Source organism: Jannaschia sp. Os4 (assembly GCF_016820245.1).
Classification (GTDB): domain Bacteria; phylum Pseudomonadota; class Alphaproteobacteria; order Rhodobacterales; family Rhodobacteraceae; genus Jannaschia.
This window is the reverse complement of sequence record NZ_JAFCAR010000005.1, coordinates 512,145-527,204: the sequence shown is the minus strand read 5'-3', so window position 1 is coordinate 527,204 and position 15,060 is coordinate 512,145. Positions and strand designations below refer to the sequence as shown.

The following is a 15,060-nucleotide window of genomic DNA, read 5'->3' as shown; positions in this document are numbered from 1 at the left end:
TTGCCCCCCCTCCCCCCGGCGTCTAGGCCGACGGCGATCCCCCACGGCGTCCGGAGAGCGACATGGCCAAGACCGACTTCAACGACCGGATGCTGTCGCTGGGCCTCGCCCGCGTGTCGGAGGCGGCGGCGCTCGCCTCGGCCTCGCTGATCGGGCGCGGCGACGAGAAGGCGGCGGACCAAGCGGCGGTCAACGCGATGCGCGACCAGCTCAACCTGCTCGACATCCGCGGCACCGTCGTCATCGGCGAGGGGGAGCGCGACGAGGCGCCCATGCTCTACATCGGCGAGGAGGTGGGCGGCGGGCATGGCGGCGACACGGCCCCGGAGGTCGACATCGCGCTCGACCCGCTGGAGGGCACGACGCTCACGGCCAAGGACATGCCGAACGCGCTCACCGTGATCGCCATGGCCCCGCGCCATTCGCTGCTCCACGCCCCTGACGTCTACATGGACAAGCTCGCCATCGGCCCCGGCTACCGTCCCGGCGTCGTGACGATGGACATGGATCCCGCTGAGCGGGTCAACGCGCTCGCCGCCGCAAAGGGCTGCTCGACCCACGACATCACCGTCTGCGTGCTGGAGCGCCCGCGCCACGAGGCGATGATCGAGGAGTTGCGCACCACCGACTGCGCCATTCGCCTGATCACGGACGGGGACGTGGCGGGCGTGATCCACTGCGCCGAGGCGCAGAAGACCGGGATCGACATGTACATGGGCTCCGGCGGGGCGCCCGAGGGCGTGCTCGCGGCGGCGGCGCTCAAGTGCATGGGCGGGCAGATGTGGGGGCGCCTGACCTTCCGCGACGACGACGAGCGCGGGCGTGCCGCCAAGGCGGGCATCACCAACCTCGACCGGGTCTACACCCGCGACGACATGGTGACCTCGGACGTGATCTTCGCGGCGACGGGCGTCACGGACGGCTCGATCCTGCCGGGCATCCGGCGCGAGCCGGGCTACCTGACCGCCGAGACCATCCTGATGCGCTCCAAGACCGGCAGCGTCCGGCGCATGACCTACCGCAACCCGACCTGACGCCTTGCCGCCCCCGCCGCCGCCCGGCTAGGGGCGGCGCATGGGGGACGCGTATCTCGGGGTGACGCGCTCGGCCACGGGCCGGGCGTGGGTGGGGCTGGACCCCGCGCAGGAGCGGCTGGCCGAGGCGATCGCGCAAGGCGGCCATCCCCATGTGCTCGCCCGCCACCTCGCCCGGCGTGGCGTGACGGCGGAGGGGGCCGCGGGCTTCCTCGATCCGAAGCTGCGCGACCTGCTGCCCGACCCGACCACCTTCCTCGACATGGACCGCGCCGCGGCCCGGCTGGTGGCGGCGGTGACCCGGCGCGAGCGGATCGCGGTGTTCGCCGACTATGACGTGGACGGCGGCGCCTCGGCCGCGCTTCTGATCTGGTGGCTGCGGCACTTCGGGCGGGAGGCCACGCTCTACGTGCCCGACCGGCTGTCGGAGGGATACGGCCCCAACGCGCCCGCGATGGCCGGGCTGGCTTCCGCGCACGACCTGATCCTCTGCGTCGACTGCGGGACCGTCGCCCACGAGGCGCTGGCCGCCGCCGCGGGCGCGGACGTGATCGTGCTGGACCACCATCTCGGGCAGGAGACGCTGCCGGACGTCCACGCCGTGGTGAACCCGTGCCGCGTCGACGAGGGCGGCGAGCACGCGCATCTCTGTGCCGCCGCCGTGGTGTTCCTCTGCCTCGTGCAAGCCAACCGGCGGCTGCGCGACGACGGCATGGCGGGGCCGGATCCGATGGCGATGCTGGACCTCGTTGCCTTGGCGACGGTCGCGGACGTGGCGCCGTTGGTGGGGGTGAACCGGGCGCTGGTGCGCGCGGGGCTGCAGGTGCTGGGGCGGCGGGCGCGGCCGGGGCTGGTCGCGCTGGCGGACGTGGCGCGGATGGACGGGCCTCCGTCGGCCTACCACCTCGGCTACCTCTTGGGGCCGCGCATCAACGCGGGCGGGCGCATCGGGGCGAGCGACCTCGGGGCCCGGCTGCTCTCGACCGCGGACGCGTCCGAGGCGGCGGCGCTGGCGGCACGGCTCGACGGCCTGAACCGGGAGCGGCGCGCGATGGAGGCGCGGATCACCGAGGAGGCGCTGGCGCAGGCGGAGGCGCGGGAGGGTCCGCTGGCTTGGGCCGCGGGCGAGGGCTGGCACCCCGGCGTCGTCGGCATCGTCGCGTCCCGGATGAAGGAGCGGACCGGCAAGCCGTCCGTCGTGATCGGCCTCGGCACCGAGGGCATGGCGACGGGGTCGGCGCGGTCGGTGGCGGGCGTCGACATCGGTGCTGCGGTGCAGCGTCTCGCGGCCGAGGGGCTCTTGGCGAAGGGTGGGGGCCACAGGATGGCGGCGGGCCTGTCGGTCCCCGTCGCGGGCGTGGGGGCGGCGATGGCGCGGCTCGAGGCGCTCGTCGCGCGGCAGGGGCCGTCGGACGGTCCCGCGCTGGCGGTCGACGCGACGCTGATGCCCCGGGCGGCGACCCGCGACCTCGTGGCGGCCCTGCAGGCGGCGGGGCCGTTCGGGCAGGGCGCCTCCGCGCCGCGCTTCGCCTTCCCGGCCCTGCGGGTCCGTCATCACCGCGCCGTCGGGGACGGGCACCTGAAGCTGGACCTGACGGACGGCGCGGCGCGGCTGGAGGGGATCGCGTTCCGCGCCGGGGGCAACGGGATCGCCGCGATGGTGGAGCGGGCGGCGGGGGCGCCGCTCCACGTCGCCGGTCGGCTGGAGATCAACCGGTGGCAGGGGCGCGAGACCGTCCAGGTCAGCGTCGAGGACGTCGCCCTGCCGGGCGACGGGGCCGCCTGACGGGGTGCGGCCGGGGGGTAAAAAACCGGTTGCGGCCTCTGGCCCCCTGCCCTAGAGAGCGCCTCACCGGCGGGCCCCGTTCGTCTATCGGTTAGGACGCCAGGTTTTCAACCTGGAAAGAGGGGTTCGATTCCCCTACGGGGTACCATCTTCCACAGCAGAGACAGGTGCTTGCGGCACGCCGGTTCCCCCTCGCAGGGGACGCTGCCGAGGGGCGGGCGGACCTTGCGTCCGTGCGTCGGCACCCCGTCCGGGACGCGTCGCCACCGCGATGGACCCGACGCCGCCGCGGTCCGTGATCGTTCGGGATGATTGGAGACAGGGCCCGCATCCGGCGGAAGCCCGTCCCCTAGGTCCACGACGGGACGGTCGCCTGCACCTCGCGCCTCGGAACGCCGAACGCCCCGGCCATCGCCTGCGGTCCGGCGTGGATGGATCGGGGGGCGGGGCATCGTCATCCGACCCGTAGGCAATCCGCCCTACCCGCCGACCGCTGCGGATCCCGCGCGCGGCAGGGACGCGGCGCGCGCGCCGTAGGCGTAGCCGTCGGGCGCGGCGGCGGGGAGGTCGCCCTCCTCCTCCTCGTCGCAGCGCGCGGCGCCCCATGCCGCGACCTCCACCTGCGACAGCAGGCCGTCCTCGGCGAGGCGGTGCAGCCTGCCCCGGAGGCGGGCGGCGACGGTGGCGACGGCGCCGTCCTCGCCGTCGGCGACGACGAGGAGCAGCCCATCGGGCGTGTCAAGGATCGTGTCCCGGTCCCGGAGGCTGCGGGCGGCCATCTCGCGCAGCCGCTCCCGCGTCTGGGCGCCCGGCTCGGCGGTGGAGATGCGCACGAACCCGAAGGCGGTGGAGTCCATCGCCCCCGTGAGCGCGGCGGCGATGGCGGACGCCTCCCCGGGCGCGGCGGGCTTGCGCGAGGTCCAGTCGGACGCGCGCGTGCCCCCGGTGGCGAGCCGCTCCAGCTCGCCGCGGACGAGGGCCTGCGCCTCGCACATGAAGAGCAGCTCGACGGACGGGTCGACGGGCGAGAAGTCGGTCGCGTCGAGGCCGTGGTCGCGCACCGTGCGGGCGAGGCGCACGCCCGGCGACAGGTGCAGCAGGGCGCCGCCCTGCGGCAGGGTCACCAGCACCGCGCGCAGCGGGACCGGGCGCCGCCCCTCGCCCGCGCCCAGCAGCTCCACCTGCAGGGCGCGACCCGCAAGCGGCGCGAAGGAGTCGGGCGTGGAGGCCGCGTAGGGGCGACAGAAGCGCAGCACCTCCTCCATCGGGCGCTTGGCGAGGGATCGCCCCGCGATCTTCTCGAGGGCGGGCCCGGCGTGGAGCACGTCGCCCTCCTCGTCGAGGACGAGGTGCATCGGCATCAGCCGGTCCGCGCCCGCGCGGCCGAGCCGCAACCCCATCATGCTCATGCAGCACCTCCCAGTGCGAAGCCCTTCGGGTCTTGGAATCCCTCGTCGAGCAGGCGGATCGAGAGCATCTCGACCCAGAAGCCCCGCGCCTCGCGCCGCCCCTCGTGGGCGACGACCGCGAGGGCGCCGTAGTCGTCCGCCAAGGCGCGCAGCACGCCGACGATGACCGATCCCGCCCCCTTGAGCGGCCAAGTCGACGCGACGCGGTAGCGCCCCTCCCCCTGCTCGACCAAGGAGAGTTCGGGCAGGTCGAGGTCGGGCACGGCCATGCGCGCGCGCTCGGGCACGTCGTCGAGCGAGTAGAGGAGGTCGGGGAAGGTCGGGCCGGTGAAGCGGAAGAGGCGGCGCACCGCCTCGTTCGCGGGGTCGGTGCAGAGCCACGTCCCCATGTCCTCCAGGAGGTCGGAGGGCGCGCGGCCGGTATGGGAGGCCGCCGCCGCGAGGAGCGCGGTCATCACCCGGTCCGGATAGGGCCGCATGGCGATGATGCCGTCGGGCGGGAGGTTGGCCGCCGCGGCGATCGCGGCCCAGCCGTCGGCCCCGCGGGTGGCGCGGAGGTACCCCTCGGCGGTCTTGAGGATGGTGCCGTGCATCGGAGGCCCCGACTCGTTGCTGTCGGACCCTCCCTCGCAGCCAAAGCTTACCGGGACGTGAACGCTAAAAGTCGGTCGGTGCCCCGCCCTCCTCCTTGCGCTTGGCGACGAAGGCGGCCAGCTCCTCGCGGACGGCCGCGTCCATCGCGGGCGGCTCGAAGGCCTCGAGGATGCGGCGCGACAGGGCGTAGGCCCGCTCGGCGGTCCAGACGCCGCCCGCCGCGTCCCACGCCTCCCAGTTGCGCCAGTCCGACACGAACGGCTGGTAGAAGGCCGTCTGGTACCGCTCCTGGGTGTGCTGCGTGCCGAAGTAGTGGCCGTCCGGCCCGACGTCGCGGATCGCGTCGATGGCGATGTCGTCCGGCGTCGTGGCCCATGTCGCGGGCTCGAAGTAGCGCTGGATCTGCTGGATCACCTCGCAGTCCATGACGAACTTCTCGGGGCTCGCGATCAGCCCGCCCTCCAGCCAGCCCGCCGCGTGGTAGACGACGTTGGTCCCCGACTGCACGGCGGCCCAGAGCGAGTGGCCGGTCTCCCACATCGCCTGCCCGTCCGGCACGTTGGCCGCGCACACGCCCGAGGAGCGGACCGGCAGGCCGTAGAACCGCGCCATCTGGCCGGTCATCTGGGTGGCGCGCATGTACTCGGGCGTGCCGAAGGCGGGGGCGCCGGACTTCATGTCGACGTTGGAGGTGAACGTCCCGATGACCACCGGCGCGCCGGGGTTCACGCATTGCAGCAGCGCGATGGCGGCCAGCCCCTCGGCCAGCGAGAGCGTGACGGCGCCCGACATGGTGACGGGCGCCATCGCGCCGGCCAGCGTGAAGGGCGTCACGATCACCGGCTGGTTGCGGCGGGCGTGGATCATCGCGCCCTCCAGCATCGGGAAGTCGTGCTTGAGCGGCGAGACGGAGTTGATGTTGGTGTACATGTGCGGCTCGGAGTCGAACTCCTCCCGCGTGAGGCCGCCCGCGATGCGGGTCATCTCCATCACGTCCTCCACCCGCTCGCGGCCCAGCGAGTAGGCATGCACGACCTTGTCGGTCAGCGTCAGCTTCTCGAACAGGCAGTCGAGGTGGCGGACGGAGGCGTGGACGTCGATCGGCTCGACCGGGTAGCCGCCCGCGAAGTGGATGCAGTTGAAGTGCTGCGTCAGCTTGATGAGGTCGACGTAGCGCTCCATCGAGCCGGATTGCTTGGGCGTGTGGACGTCCCAGTAGTTGGGCGGGCTCGACACGTTGCCGAAGGCCATCCAGTTCCCGCCGATCCGCAGGGCGCGCTCGGGGTTGCGCGGCGTGATCGTGAACTCCGCCGGGCAATGGGCGAGCTGCGCCATCAGGAAGTCCTCGTCCATGCGGACGTTGGTCCCCTCCACCCGGCATCCCGCGCGGCGCAGCACGTCGCAGGCCTCGGGGTTCAGGAACTCAATCCCGATCTCCTGCAGGATGCGGACCACGCCCGCATGGATCGCCTGCACGCCGTCGGCGTCCAGCGGCTCGGCCGGGCGGTCGGGGTTGCGGGGCTGGGACCACGGCATCTGCTCGTGCACGGCGGTGCCCGCCCGTTCGGCGTGGCCGCGGCGTCCGCCCGCGCGGCGGCGGCGGGGGGTGTCGTCGGTGTCCTTCATGGGCGCCTCCCTCGCGCCCAGAGTGCGGGGCGGCGGGCACCTGTAGATGGCGGGAGACGACCGGAGAGGTCGCTTTCAGGCGTTGGCGGAGAGCCAGCCGGGCAGCGCGGTCACGTCGTCGAGCACCGCGCGGGCGTGGGGCTCGAGGTCCGCGCGCGACAGTGTGCCGGTGAGGACGCCCACGGCGGGCATGCCCGCGCGGCGCGCGGCCTCCATGTCGGTCATGCCGTCGCCCACGACGAGGATCTCTGACGGATCGAGGCGCCGCTCGCGCGCGAAGGTCAGCGCGCCCGCGGGGTCGGGCTTCGGCCCCGCGACGTCGTAGCCGACGATCCGGACGAACAGGTCGCGCAGGCCCATGTGGCCGAGGTGGTGCGCGGCCTCGGCGGTGGTGGCGTTGGTCAGGATGCCCATGGTCCAGCCATCGGCGTGCAGCGCGGCGAGGGCGGCGTCGGCGCCGGGGACGCGCACCTGCTCCACCGCACGGGCCCGGTCCTCCACCCATTCGGCGAGGCGGTCGGCGGACCATCCCACGCGGGGCGCGAGGCGCTGGACGTGCTGCGCGTTCGACTGGGTGACGAAGGGGCCGTGGTCGTCGATGCGGTCGCGGGCGAGGTCGTAGCCCAGCGCCTCGGCCACGGCCTGCGGCGCGGTCCCCGCATCGTCGGCGAGGGCGTGGACGGCGTCGCGCAGCCAGTCGGTCCACGTCGCGCGGAAGTCGGTGAGCGTCCCGTCCTTGTCGAAGAGAATCGCGCGGATCATGGGGCGGGTGGTGACAGGCCCGGCCGCCGGGGGGAAGTCAGTCGACCGCCACGGCGCCCAGCACCGCGCCCGGCGCGCCGTCCGGACCGACGGCTTGGGCGACGACGACGCGCGCGAGCCCGTCGCGCGCGGGCGGCAAATCCATCGTGCCCCCCTCCCCGTCCCACGCGCCGAGATCGACGATCCCGCGCACGATCCGGTGGTAGGTCATGTCGCGCCCGGCGTTCTCGCCGTGGAGGATGGCCACCTCGGCGGAGGGGCGCACCTCGTAGAGGGTCAGCCGCCCCCCGCCCTCGGCCGGCTGGACGGTGAGGCGGTCGCCCTCGGCCGAGAGGAGGTCGGGGGTCGCGCCCGAATGCGCGACGATCGTGTCGGCCAGACCCATCCCGTCCGGCCCCGCCACCGTGTCCGACCCGCCGATCACGAACTGGGGCGTGAACACCATGTTCGAGTCGAAGGCAGCCGCGTAGGCGCGCTGGCGATCGGAGAAGGCGGGGTCGGCGAAGGTGTCGGCCCAGCCGATCCAGTCCCAGTAGTCGACGTGGAAGGCCAGCGCGACGACGTCGTCCCGATCCGCGATCTCGCCCATCAGCGCGTCCGCGGGCGGGCAGGACGAGCAGCCCTGCGAGGTGAAGAGCTCGACCACCACCGGATCGGCGAGGGCGGGGGCCGCGCCGGCGAGGGCGGCGAGCGCGAGGGCGAGGAGGGTCGGTCGCATGGATGGCCTTTGTCGGTCTGCCCCCTGCACCTAGTCGCGGCCGCCCCGCGGTTCCAATCACCTCCGGGTGAGAGCCGGACGACCTCGCGTCAGGCCCAGCGCCCGACCCGGTCGACATAGGCGCGGCCCTCGGCCCCGAACGCGTCGATCAGGAGCGCCTCCTCGGGGGCGGCGAAGCGCCGGTCGAGGACGTAGGCGAGCGCCGCGACCGGCAGCGTCGCCGCGAGCGGGCCGAGCCAGAGCGCGTAGCCCAGCGCGAGGCCCATCAGGCCGAGGTAGATCGGGTTGCGCGTGAAGGCGTACGGCCCGCCGGTGATGAGCGCGGTGGGCCGGTGGTGCGGCTCGATGGGCGTGCGCAGCCGGAGGAACGGCAGCGCCGCCCACGCGATCAGGCCCAGCGCGAACGCGACCTCCAGCGCGCCGAGCACGCGCCCGGCCGCGCCGAGGTCGGCGGCCGGCAGCAGGCGCGCGAGGAGCGCGGACATGGCCATCGTCCCCAGCGTCCAGAGCGGCGGGAGGTCCGGGAAGCCGCGCAGGTGGTCCGCGAGGGCCACGGACTCAGGGCTTCACGATCGCGTAGCCCGCCGGGGCCTCGCCCCGCGCGACCCGCTCCTCGTAGCGGGCCCGGTGGACGGCGAGCTGCGGCTCCCACGGGTACTGGCGATCCTCGGCGGCGGGAATCCACGTCAGCACCCCTCCCTTGCGCCACGGGTCGAGCACGAGGCCCTCCATCATGGCGGCCCCGCGCGCCGAGACGATCACCGAGGAGTGCTCGATGCGGAAGGCGCGGTCGTAGTTGGCGATGCCGCGGTGGAGGGTCATCGACCGGAGGTCCAGCCGCTCCAAGGCGGTCTCGAGATCCTCCGCCCAGTGCCAGCACAGGCCGCGCGGCTTGCGGCCGGTATTGACCTTCGCGTTGTGGACGAGGGCGGCATCCTCGATCCCGTAGGCGAGCGCGAGGCGGTGGGTCTCCGCGATGGCGAGGTCGGCGACCCGGCGCGCCTCGGCGGGATCGACGCCCGGGCCCAGCGCCGCGAGGGCAAGCGACAGCGTGGCCACGTCCCGCGCCGTCCCGCGCGGCGGCGGCCCGCCTCGGGCGGAGTTCACGCAGGCGGCCATCGGCAGGGCGGCGAGGGAGAGCAGGGCGGTGCGGCGGGTGGTGATCATCGGGGCTTCCGTTCGGCTGGGCCAGACATAGACCGGCGACCCTCTCCGGGCGAGCCGCCTCTGCACTGGGTCGGACGGCCGGAGCCGGGATCGGGCACCTGCTCCTCGCGGCGCTGGCCGTGGAGGTGGTCGTCGACGCCTTCCTGATCCCCGGCATGGCCCCGCGGCATCGGAACGCGTTGCGCCTCCCGATCCCGAACGCGGTCGCGTGGGGACCGTGAGGCCGAACGGGACGGGGGCGGAACCCAGACGGTCCCGCCCCCCTCGCCCCGCCTACGCGGTGGTCACTCGGCGGCCATCGGCGCCTTGGCGAGGTCGCGCAGCACGTAGTGCAGCACGCCGCCATGCTTGATGTACTCGATCTCCACCTCGGTATCGATCCGGCACTTCAGCGTGACGTCCTTGGTGCTGCCGTCGCCGTAGGTGATCGTCGCCTGCACCTCCTGCAGCGGCTTCACGTCCGACAGCCCGGCGATGTCGAAGGTCTCGTCGCCCTTGAGCCCCAGCGACTTCCGCGTATCGCCGCCCGTGAACTCGAACGGGATGACGCCCATGCCGACGAGGTTGGAGCGGTGGATGCGCTCGAAGCTCTCGGCGATGACCGCCTTGACGCCCAGCAGCGCCGTGCCCTTGGCCGCCCAGTCGCGGGACGAGCCCGCGCCGTACTGCTCGCCGCCCACGACCACGAGGGGGACGCCCTGCTCCTGCCACGCCATCGCGGCGTCGAAGATGGACGTCTGCTGTCCGTCCGGCCCGAGGGTGTAGCCGCCCTCGACCCCGTCGAGCATCTCGTTCTTGATGCGGATGTTGGCGAAGGTGCCGCGCATCATGATCTCGTGGTTGCCGCGCCGCGAGCCGTAGGAGTTGAACTCCCGCGGGGGCACCTGGCGGTCGAGCAGGTACTGTCCGGCGGGCGACGTCTCCTTGAAGGAGCCCGCCGGCGAGATGTGGTCGGTGGTGATCATGTCGCCCAGCAGCGCCAGCACCTTGGCCCCGCGCACGTCCTCGATGGTCCCCGCCTCCGACGACATGCCTTGGAAGTAGGGCGGGTTCTGCACGTAGGTGGACGAGGCGGGCCAGTCGTAGGTCTCCTGCTCCGTCACCTCGACGGCCTGCCACTTCTCGTCGCCCGCGAAGACGTCGGCGTACTTCTCCTGGAACGCCGCGCGGGTGACCGTCGCCTCGACCAGCTCCGCGATCTCGGCCTGCGAGGGCCAGATGTCCTTGAGGTAGACGGGCTGTCCGTCCTTGCCGGTGCCGAGCGGCTCCTTGGTGATGTCGACGTTCATGTCGCCCACCAGCGCGTAGGCCACCACGAGGGGCGGCGAGGCGAGGTAGTTGGCGCGCACGTCGGGGCTGATGCGGCCCTCGAAGTTGCGGTTGCCCGACAGGACCGAGGTGGCGACGATGTCGTTGTCGTTGATCGCCTTGGAGATCTCGGGGAGCAGCGGGCCGGAGTTGCCGATGCAGGTCGTGCAGCCGTAGCCCACGAGGTTGAACCCGATGGCGTCGAGGTCGTCCTGAAGGTTCGCCGCCTCGAGATAGGCGGACACGACCTGGCTGCCCGGCGCGAGCGAGGTCTTGACCCACGGCTTGCGCGTCAGCCCCTTCTCCCGCGCCTTGCGCGCCACCAGCCCCGCGCCGATCATCACGTAGGGGTTCGACGTGTTGGTGCAGGACGTGATCGACGCGATGACGATCGAGCCGTCGTGGATCTGGCTGCGGTCCGCGTCGCCGCCCGCCACGAGGCCCTTCATGTGGAAGCCCTCGTCGCCGGGGATGTCGACCGGCTCGGGCGCGCCGCCCTCGCCCTCCCAGCGCATCTCGGCCTTGGGGTTGGCGTCCTTGCCGGCGCGCAGGCCCTTGATGTACTGGCCGAACGCCTTGAACGCGTCGGTGAGCGCGATGAAGTCCTGCGGGCGCTTCGGCCCCGAGATGGCGGGCACGATGGTCCCCATGTCGAGATGCAGCGTGTCGGTGTAGACCGGCGCGTAGTCGTCGCCCCGCCACATGCCGTTGGCCTTGGCGTAGGCCTCGACCAGCGCGATGCGCGCCTCCTCGCGGCCCGTGGTCCGCAGGTAGCGCAGCGTCTCGCCGTCGATCGGGAAGAAGCCGCAGGTGGCGCCATATTCCGGCGCCATGTTGGCGATGGTCGCGCGGTCGGCCAGCGGCAGGTTGTCGAGCCCCGCGCCGTAGAACTCCACGAACTTGCCCACCACGCCCTTCTCGCGCAGCATCTCCACGACCTTGAGCACGAGGTCGGTGCCGGTCGTGCCCTCGACCATCTTGCCCGTCAACTCGAAGCCCACGACCTCGGGGATGAGCATCGAGATCGGCTGGCCCAGCATCGCGGCCTCGGCCTCGATGCCGCCGACGCCCCAGCCCAGCACGGCGGCGCCGTTGACCATCGTGGTGTGGCTGTCCGTGCCGACCAGCGTGTCCGGGTAGGCCACCTCGGCGCCCGACTGGTCGCTGTCGGTCCAGACCGTCTGCGCGAGGTACTCGAGGTTCACCTGGTGGCAGATGCCCGTCCCCGGCGGCACCACGCGGAAGTTGTCGAACGCGGTCTGGCCCCACTTCAGGAACTGGTAGCGCTCCATGTTGCGCTCGTACTCGCGGTCCACGTTCATCTGGAACGCGCGCGGGTTGCCGAACTCGTCGATCATCACCGAGTGGTCGATCACGAGGTCGACGGGGTTGAGCGGGTTGATCTTCTGCGCGTCGCCGCCGAGGCCGACGATCCCGTCGCGCATCGCCGCGAGGTCCACGACCGCGGGCACGCCGGTGAAGTCCTGCATCAGCACGCGGGCCGGGCGGTAGGCGATCTCGCGAGGGTTCCGGCCACCCTTGGCCGCCCATTCCGCGAAGGCCTTGATGTCGTCGGTGCTGACCGTGCGGCCCCCGTCCTCGAAGCGGAGCATGTTCTCCAGCACGACCTTCAGCGCGGCGGGCAGCTTCGAGAAATCGCCCAAGCCCGCCTCGGAGGCGGCGTCGATGGAGTAGTAGGCGATCTCGCTGCCGCCGGATGAGAGCGTGCGGCGGGTCTTGGCGGTGTCGGTTCCGACTTGGGTCGTCATGGGGCTTCTCCGCGAATGGGGTCTGGCTGCGCCGTCCCTACGCCCGTCGCGCCCGCGACGCAACGGTATGCGGTGGCATACCGGCGCGCGGATCGTCGCGGGCTGGCCCCGACCGATCCGCCGCGTCACAAGGCGCGCATGGAATGGGGCTGCCACGATCTTACCTGCCGCCGGGGCGAGGCCGTGGTGCTGGAGCGCGTTACGCTCGCCCTCCGTGCCGGCGAGGCGATCGTGCTGCGCGGCCCGAACGGCTCGGGCAAGACGACGCTGCTGCGGACGCTCGCGGGGCTGACGCCGCCGGTCGCGGGGACGGTGGGGTTCGGGGCGGACCTCGTGGCCTATGGCGGCCATGCGGACGGGCTGAAGGACCAACTCACCGTGTCCGAGAACCTGCGGGTCTGGGCCGACCTCTACGGCACCGGGCGGGACGGGGCCGAACGGGCGGCGGCGGCCTACGATCTCGCCCCCCTCGCCGAGCGCCGGGCGGCCGACCTGTCCGCCGGGCAGCGGCGGCGCGCGTCGCTCGCGCGCATGGTCGCCACGGGGCGGCCCGTCTGGCTGCTCGACGAGCCCACCGTGTCGCTGGACGCCGCGCAGGTCGCGCGGTTCGCGGCGGCGGTGCGCGCGCATCTGGAGGCGGGCGGCGCGGCGGTGATCGCCACGCATATCGACCTCGGGCTGGGCGCCGTGCGGGAAGTGGACGTGAGCGCCTTCGCGGCCCGCCGCGCGGTCGCGGTCGCGCACGACCCCTTCGCCGAGGCCGTGGAGTGAGCCCATGCTGACGCTCCTCCACCGCGACCTCCGCCTCGCGCTGCGCGCGGGCGGCGGGTTCGGGCAGGCGCTCGGGTTCTACCTGATCGTCGCCACCCTCGTCCCCCTCGGCGTCGGCCCGGATCGCGCGACGCTGGCCCCCACGGCGCCCGGCATCCTCTGGCTCGGCGCGCTGCTGGCCTGCCTGCTCTCCCTCGACCGGGTCTTCGCGCTGGACCGGGAGGACGGCACGCTCGACGGCCTCGTCCCCGCCCCTCTGCCCTTGGAGGCCGCCGCCACCGCCAAGGCCGCCGCCCACTGGCTGACGACCGCCCTTCCCCTCGTCGTCGTCGCGCCGGGGCTGGGCCTGCTGCTCTCGCTGCCCGCGCAGGCGATGCCGTGGCTCGCGGCGGCGCTGCTGGCCGGCACTCCGGCGCTGTCGTGGATCGGCACCTTCGGCGCGGCGCTGACCGTGGGCCTCAAGCGCGGCTCGCTGCTGCTCTCGCTCCTCGTGCTGCCGCTCTACGTGCCCACGCTCGTCTTCGGCGCCGACGCGGTGCGCCGCGCGGCGCAGGGGCTGGACCCGGCGCAGCCGCTCCTGCTGACGGCGGCCATCTCGCTGGGCTGCGTGGCGCTCCTGCCCTTCGCCACGGCCGCCGCGCTCCGGATCAACCTGCGGTGATCGGGCGCGGGTGGACGGCACCGGCCCGCCCCCATATCCATCCGCGCATGAGCCTGAGCGATCGCATCTGGGCGTGGGCCAACCCGCGCAAGTTCATGGCCCTTTCGGGGGCGATCCTGCCGTGGGCATGGGGCCTCGCCGCCCTGTGCCTCGGGGTCGGCCTGATCTGGGGCTTCGCCTTCACGCCCGACGACTTCCGCATGGGGTCGTCGGTCAAGATCATCTACGTCCACGTCCCGACCGCCTTCATCGCCATCAACGCGTGGTTCATGATGCTGCTGGCCTCGCTCGTCTGGCTGGTCCGCCGCCACCACGTCAGCGCGCTGGCCGCCCGCGCCGCCGCCCCCGTGGGCCTGGTCATGACCGTGGCCGCGCTGGCCACGGGCGCCATCTGGGGCAAGCCGATGTGGGGCACCTACTGGGCATGGGACCCGCGCCTGACGTCCTTCCTGATCCTCGCGCTGTTCTACGTGGGCTACATCGCGCTGTGGGAGGCGGTGGAGAGCCCCGACGCCGCCGCCGACCTGACCTCGGTCCTGTGCCTCGTGGGCAGCGTCTTCGCCGTGCTGTCGCGCTACGCCGCGCAGTTCTGGAACCAAGGCCTGCACCAAGGCGCGTCGCTGTCGCTGGATGCCGAGGAAAACGTGGCCGACGTGTTCTGGCAGCCGCTCGTCCTAACGCTCGTGGGCTTCGGCGCGCTCTTCGTGGCGCTCGTCCTGCAGCGCACCCGCACGGAGATCCGCGTCCGCCGCCTGCACTCGCTCAAGGCCCGCGCCCGGGCGGAGGCGCCCGCATGATCGACCTCGGGAAGTACGCCTTCGACGTCTGGCTCGCCTACGCGGTCTCGCTGGGCCTCGTGGGCGGCCTGGTCGTCCAGACGGTCCTGCGCGCCCGCGCGGTCAAGCGGCGCCTGGGGGAGGCCGAGGAATGAGGTGGCTCGCCCTCCTGCCGCTGGCGATCTTCGCGGGGCTGGCCGGGTTCTTCCTGTCGGGCCTGTTCCGCGAGAACCCCGACGCCCTGCCCTCCGCGCTGATCGGGACGCCCGCGCCCTCCGTCGCGGCGCTGACCGAGCTGCCGGGCCGCGCGTCCCTGACCGACGCCGTGCTGGCCGACGGCGAGGTGAAGCTCGTGAACTTCTGGGCGTCGTGGTGCGTGCCCTGCCGAGCCGAGCACCCGCAGCTCGAGGCGCTGGCCGCCGAGGTCCCGGTCTACGGCGTGAACTACAAGGACGCGCCCGCCGACGCGGTGGCCTTCCTCGAGGAGCTGGGCGACCCCTTCGCCGCCATCGGCGTGGACGCCACGGCGCGGACGGGCATCGAGTGGGGGCTCTACGGCGTGCCCGAGACCTTCGTGGTGGACGGCGACGGGGTGGTCCGCCTGCGCTTCGCGGGGCCCATCACCGAGAGCGTGGTCGAGGACACGATCCGCCCGGCGGTCGAGGCCGCGCGGTAGCGG

Annotated in this window: 15 protein-coding genes and 1 tRNA gene; 8 read left to right on the top strand and 8 right to left on the bottom strand. The window is 73.2% G+C overall.

The genetic code is table 11. The features are described from left to right. Window positions 1-62 precede the first annotated feature (62 nt). The 3 genes from glpX (at window position 63) to JQC91_RS16445 (ending at window position 2,968) form a co-directional block, all read left to right on the top strand. Complete coding sequence (gene glpX / locus JQC91_RS16455) at window positions 63-1,034, top strand: class II fructose-bisphosphatase (protein ID WP_203288483.1); 972 nt, start codon at window positions 63-65, stop codon at window positions 1,032-1,034. A gap of 40 nt (window positions 1,035-1,074) precedes the next feature. Next, window positions 1,075-2,820 (top strand): single-stranded-DNA-specific exonuclease RecJ, encoded by a 1,746-nt coding sequence (gene recJ / locus JQC91_RS16450; RefSeq protein WP_203288481.1) that lies wholly within the window; start codon window positions 1,075-1,077, stop codon window positions 2,818-2,820. Between the two features lie 73 nt (window positions 2,821-2,893). Then, window positions 2,894-2,968: transfer RNA gene (locus JQC91_RS16445), tRNA-Glu, on the top strand. 331 nt (window positions 2,969-3,299) lie between these two features. On the opposite strand, the gene JQC91_RS16440 is transcribed toward JQC91_RS16445, so the two are convergent. From JQC91_RS16440 to acnA, 8 genes are all read right to left on the bottom strand, one after another. Beyond that, window positions 3,300-4,229: a hypothetical protein gene (locus tag JQC91_RS16440; RefSeq protein WP_203288479.1), complete on the bottom strand. Its 930-nt coding sequence runs from the start codon at window positions 4,227-4,229 to the stop codon at window positions 3,300-3,302. Further along, a complete protein-coding gene (locus JQC91_RS16435) occupies window positions 4,226-4,822 on the bottom strand; it encodes a heme NO-binding domain-containing protein (protein ID WP_203288477.1) in 597 nt (198 codons plus the stop codon). The genes JQC91_RS16440 and JQC91_RS16435 overlap by 4 nt, the downstream gene beginning before the upstream one ends. A gap of 64 nt (window positions 4,823-4,886) precedes the next feature. Further along, entirely contained in the window at window positions 4,887-6,449 is a 1,563-nt protein-coding gene (locus JQC91_RS16430) for a trimethylamine methyltransferase family protein (RefSeq protein WP_203288475.1), read from the bottom strand. 75 nt (window positions 6,450-6,524) lie between these two features. Further along, entirely contained in the window at window positions 6,525-7,211 is a 687-nt protein-coding gene (locus JQC91_RS16425) for an HAD family hydrolase (protein WP_203288473.1), read from the bottom strand. Between the two features lie 37 nt (window positions 7,212-7,248). Next, entirely contained in the window at window positions 7,249-7,929 is a 681-nt protein-coding gene (locus JQC91_RS16420) for a DUF1223 domain-containing protein (protein WP_203288472.1), read from the bottom strand. 89 nt (window positions 7,930-8,018) lie between these two features. Continuing rightward, window positions 8,019-8,483, bottom strand: a complete 465-nt coding sequence (locus JQC91_RS16415; RefSeq protein ID WP_203288470.1) for an isoprenylcysteine carboxylmethyltransferase family protein — start codon at window positions 8,481-8,483, stop codon at window positions 8,019-8,021. Between the two features lie 4 nt (window positions 8,484-8,487). Continuing rightward, window positions 8,488-9,096, bottom strand: coding sequence for a hypothetical protein (locus JQC91_RS16410; RefSeq protein ID WP_203288468.1), 609 nt, complete (start codon window positions 9,094-9,096; stop codon window positions 8,488-8,490). Between the two features lie 284 nt (window positions 9,097-9,380). After that, on the bottom strand, window positions 9,381-12,173 hold the full coding sequence (acnA, locus tag JQC91_RS16405; protein WP_203288466.1) for an aconitate hydratase AcnA: 2,793 nt from the start codon (window positions 12,171-12,173) through the stop codon (window positions 9,381-9,383). A gap of 138 nt (window positions 12,174-12,311) precedes the next feature. Here acnA and ccmA point away from each other — a divergent pair, with 138 nt between their 5' ends. The 5 genes from ccmA to JQC91_RS16380 are packed head-to-tail and all read left to right on the top strand — an operon-like array spanning window position 12,312 to window position 15,057. Then, window positions 12,312-12,944: a heme ABC exporter ATP-binding protein CcmA gene (gene ccmA, locus JQC91_RS16400; RefSeq protein ID WP_203288464.1), complete on the top strand. Its 633-nt coding sequence runs from the start codon at window positions 12,312-12,314 to the stop codon at window positions 12,942-12,944. A 4-nt stretch (window positions 12,945-12,948) separates the two neighbouring features. Beyond that, on the top strand, window positions 12,949-13,605 hold the full coding sequence (gene ccmB / locus JQC91_RS16395) for a heme exporter protein CcmB (protein WP_203288462.1): 657 nt from the start codon (window positions 12,949-12,951) through the stop codon (window positions 13,603-13,605). 47 nt (window positions 13,606-13,652) lie between these two features. Next, complete coding sequence (locus tag JQC91_RS16390) at window positions 13,653-14,402, top strand: heme ABC transporter permease (RefSeq protein WP_203288460.1); 750 nt, start codon at window positions 13,653-13,655, stop codon at window positions 14,400-14,402. Beyond that, on the top strand, window positions 14,399-14,536 hold the full coding sequence (gene ccmD, locus JQC91_RS16385; protein ID WP_203288458.1) for a heme exporter protein CcmD: 138 nt from the start codon (window positions 14,399-14,401) through the stop codon (window positions 14,534-14,536). Before JQC91_RS16390 ends, ccmD begins: the two co-directional genes overlap by 4 nt. Beyond that, window positions 14,533-15,057, top strand: coding sequence for a DsbE family thiol:disulfide interchange protein (locus tag JQC91_RS16380; RefSeq protein ID WP_203288456.1), 525 nt, complete (start codon window positions 14,533-14,535; stop codon window positions 15,055-15,057). Before ccmD ends, JQC91_RS16380 begins: the two co-directional genes overlap by 4 nt. Window positions 15,058-15,060: the final 3 nt, after the last annotated feature.

Excerpts from the sequence above, each read along its gene's own strand:
- ccmD (WP_203288458.1), top strand. The coding sequence starts at position 14,399 with ATGATCGACCTCGGGAAGTACGCCTTCGACGTCTGGCTCGCCTACGCG.
- JQC91_RS16420 (WP_203288472.1), bottom strand. The coding sequence starts at position 7,929 with ATGCGACCGACCCTCCTCGCCCTCGCGCTCGCCGCCCTCGCCGGCGCG.
- JQC91_RS16425 (WP_203288473.1), bottom strand. The coding sequence starts at position 7,211 with ATGATCCGCGCGATTCTCTTCGACAAGGACGGGACGCTCACCGACTTC.
- JQC91_RS16430 (WP_203288475.1), bottom strand. The coding sequence starts at position 6,449 with ATGAAGGACACCGACGACACCCCCCGCCGCCGCCGCGCGGGCGGACGC.
- JQC91_RS16440 (WP_203288479.1), bottom strand. The coding sequence starts at position 4,229 with ATGAGCATGATGGGGTTGCGGCTCGGCCGCGCGGGCGCGGACCGGCTG.
- JQC91_RS16380 (WP_203288456.1), top strand. The coding sequence starts at position 14,533 with ATGAGGTGGCTCGCCCTCCTGCCGCTGGCGATCTTCGCGGGGCTGGCC.
- acnA (WP_203288466.1), bottom strand. The coding sequence starts at position 12,173 with ATGACGACCCAAGTCGGAACCGACACCGCCAAGACCCGCCGCACGCTC.
- ccmA (WP_203288464.1), top strand. The coding sequence starts at position 12,312 with ATGGAATGGGGCTGCCACGATCTTACCTGCCGCCGGGGCGAGGCCGTG.
- JQC91_RS16435 (WP_203288477.1), bottom strand. The coding sequence starts at position 4,822 with ATGCACGGCACCATCCTCAAGACCGCCGAGGGGTACCTCCGCGCCACC.
- glpX (WP_203288483.1), top strand. The coding sequence starts at position 63 with ATGGCCAAGACCGACTTCAACGACCGGATGCTGTCGCTGGGCCTCGCC.
- JQC91_RS16410 (WP_203288468.1), bottom strand. The coding sequence starts at position 9,096 with ATGATCACCACCCGCCGCACCGCCCTGCTCTCCCTCGCCGCCCTGCCG.
- recJ (WP_203288481.1), top strand. The coding sequence starts at position 1,075 with ATGGGGGACGCGTATCTCGGGGTGACGCGCTCGGCCACGGGCCGGGCG.
- JQC91_RS16390 (WP_203288460.1), top strand. The coding sequence starts at position 13,653 with ATGAGCCTGAGCGATCGCATCTGGGCGTGGGCCAACCCGCGCAAGTTC.
- ccmB (WP_203288462.1), top strand. The coding sequence starts at position 12,949 with ATGCTGACGCTCCTCCACCGCGACCTCCGCCTCGCGCTGCGCGCGGGC.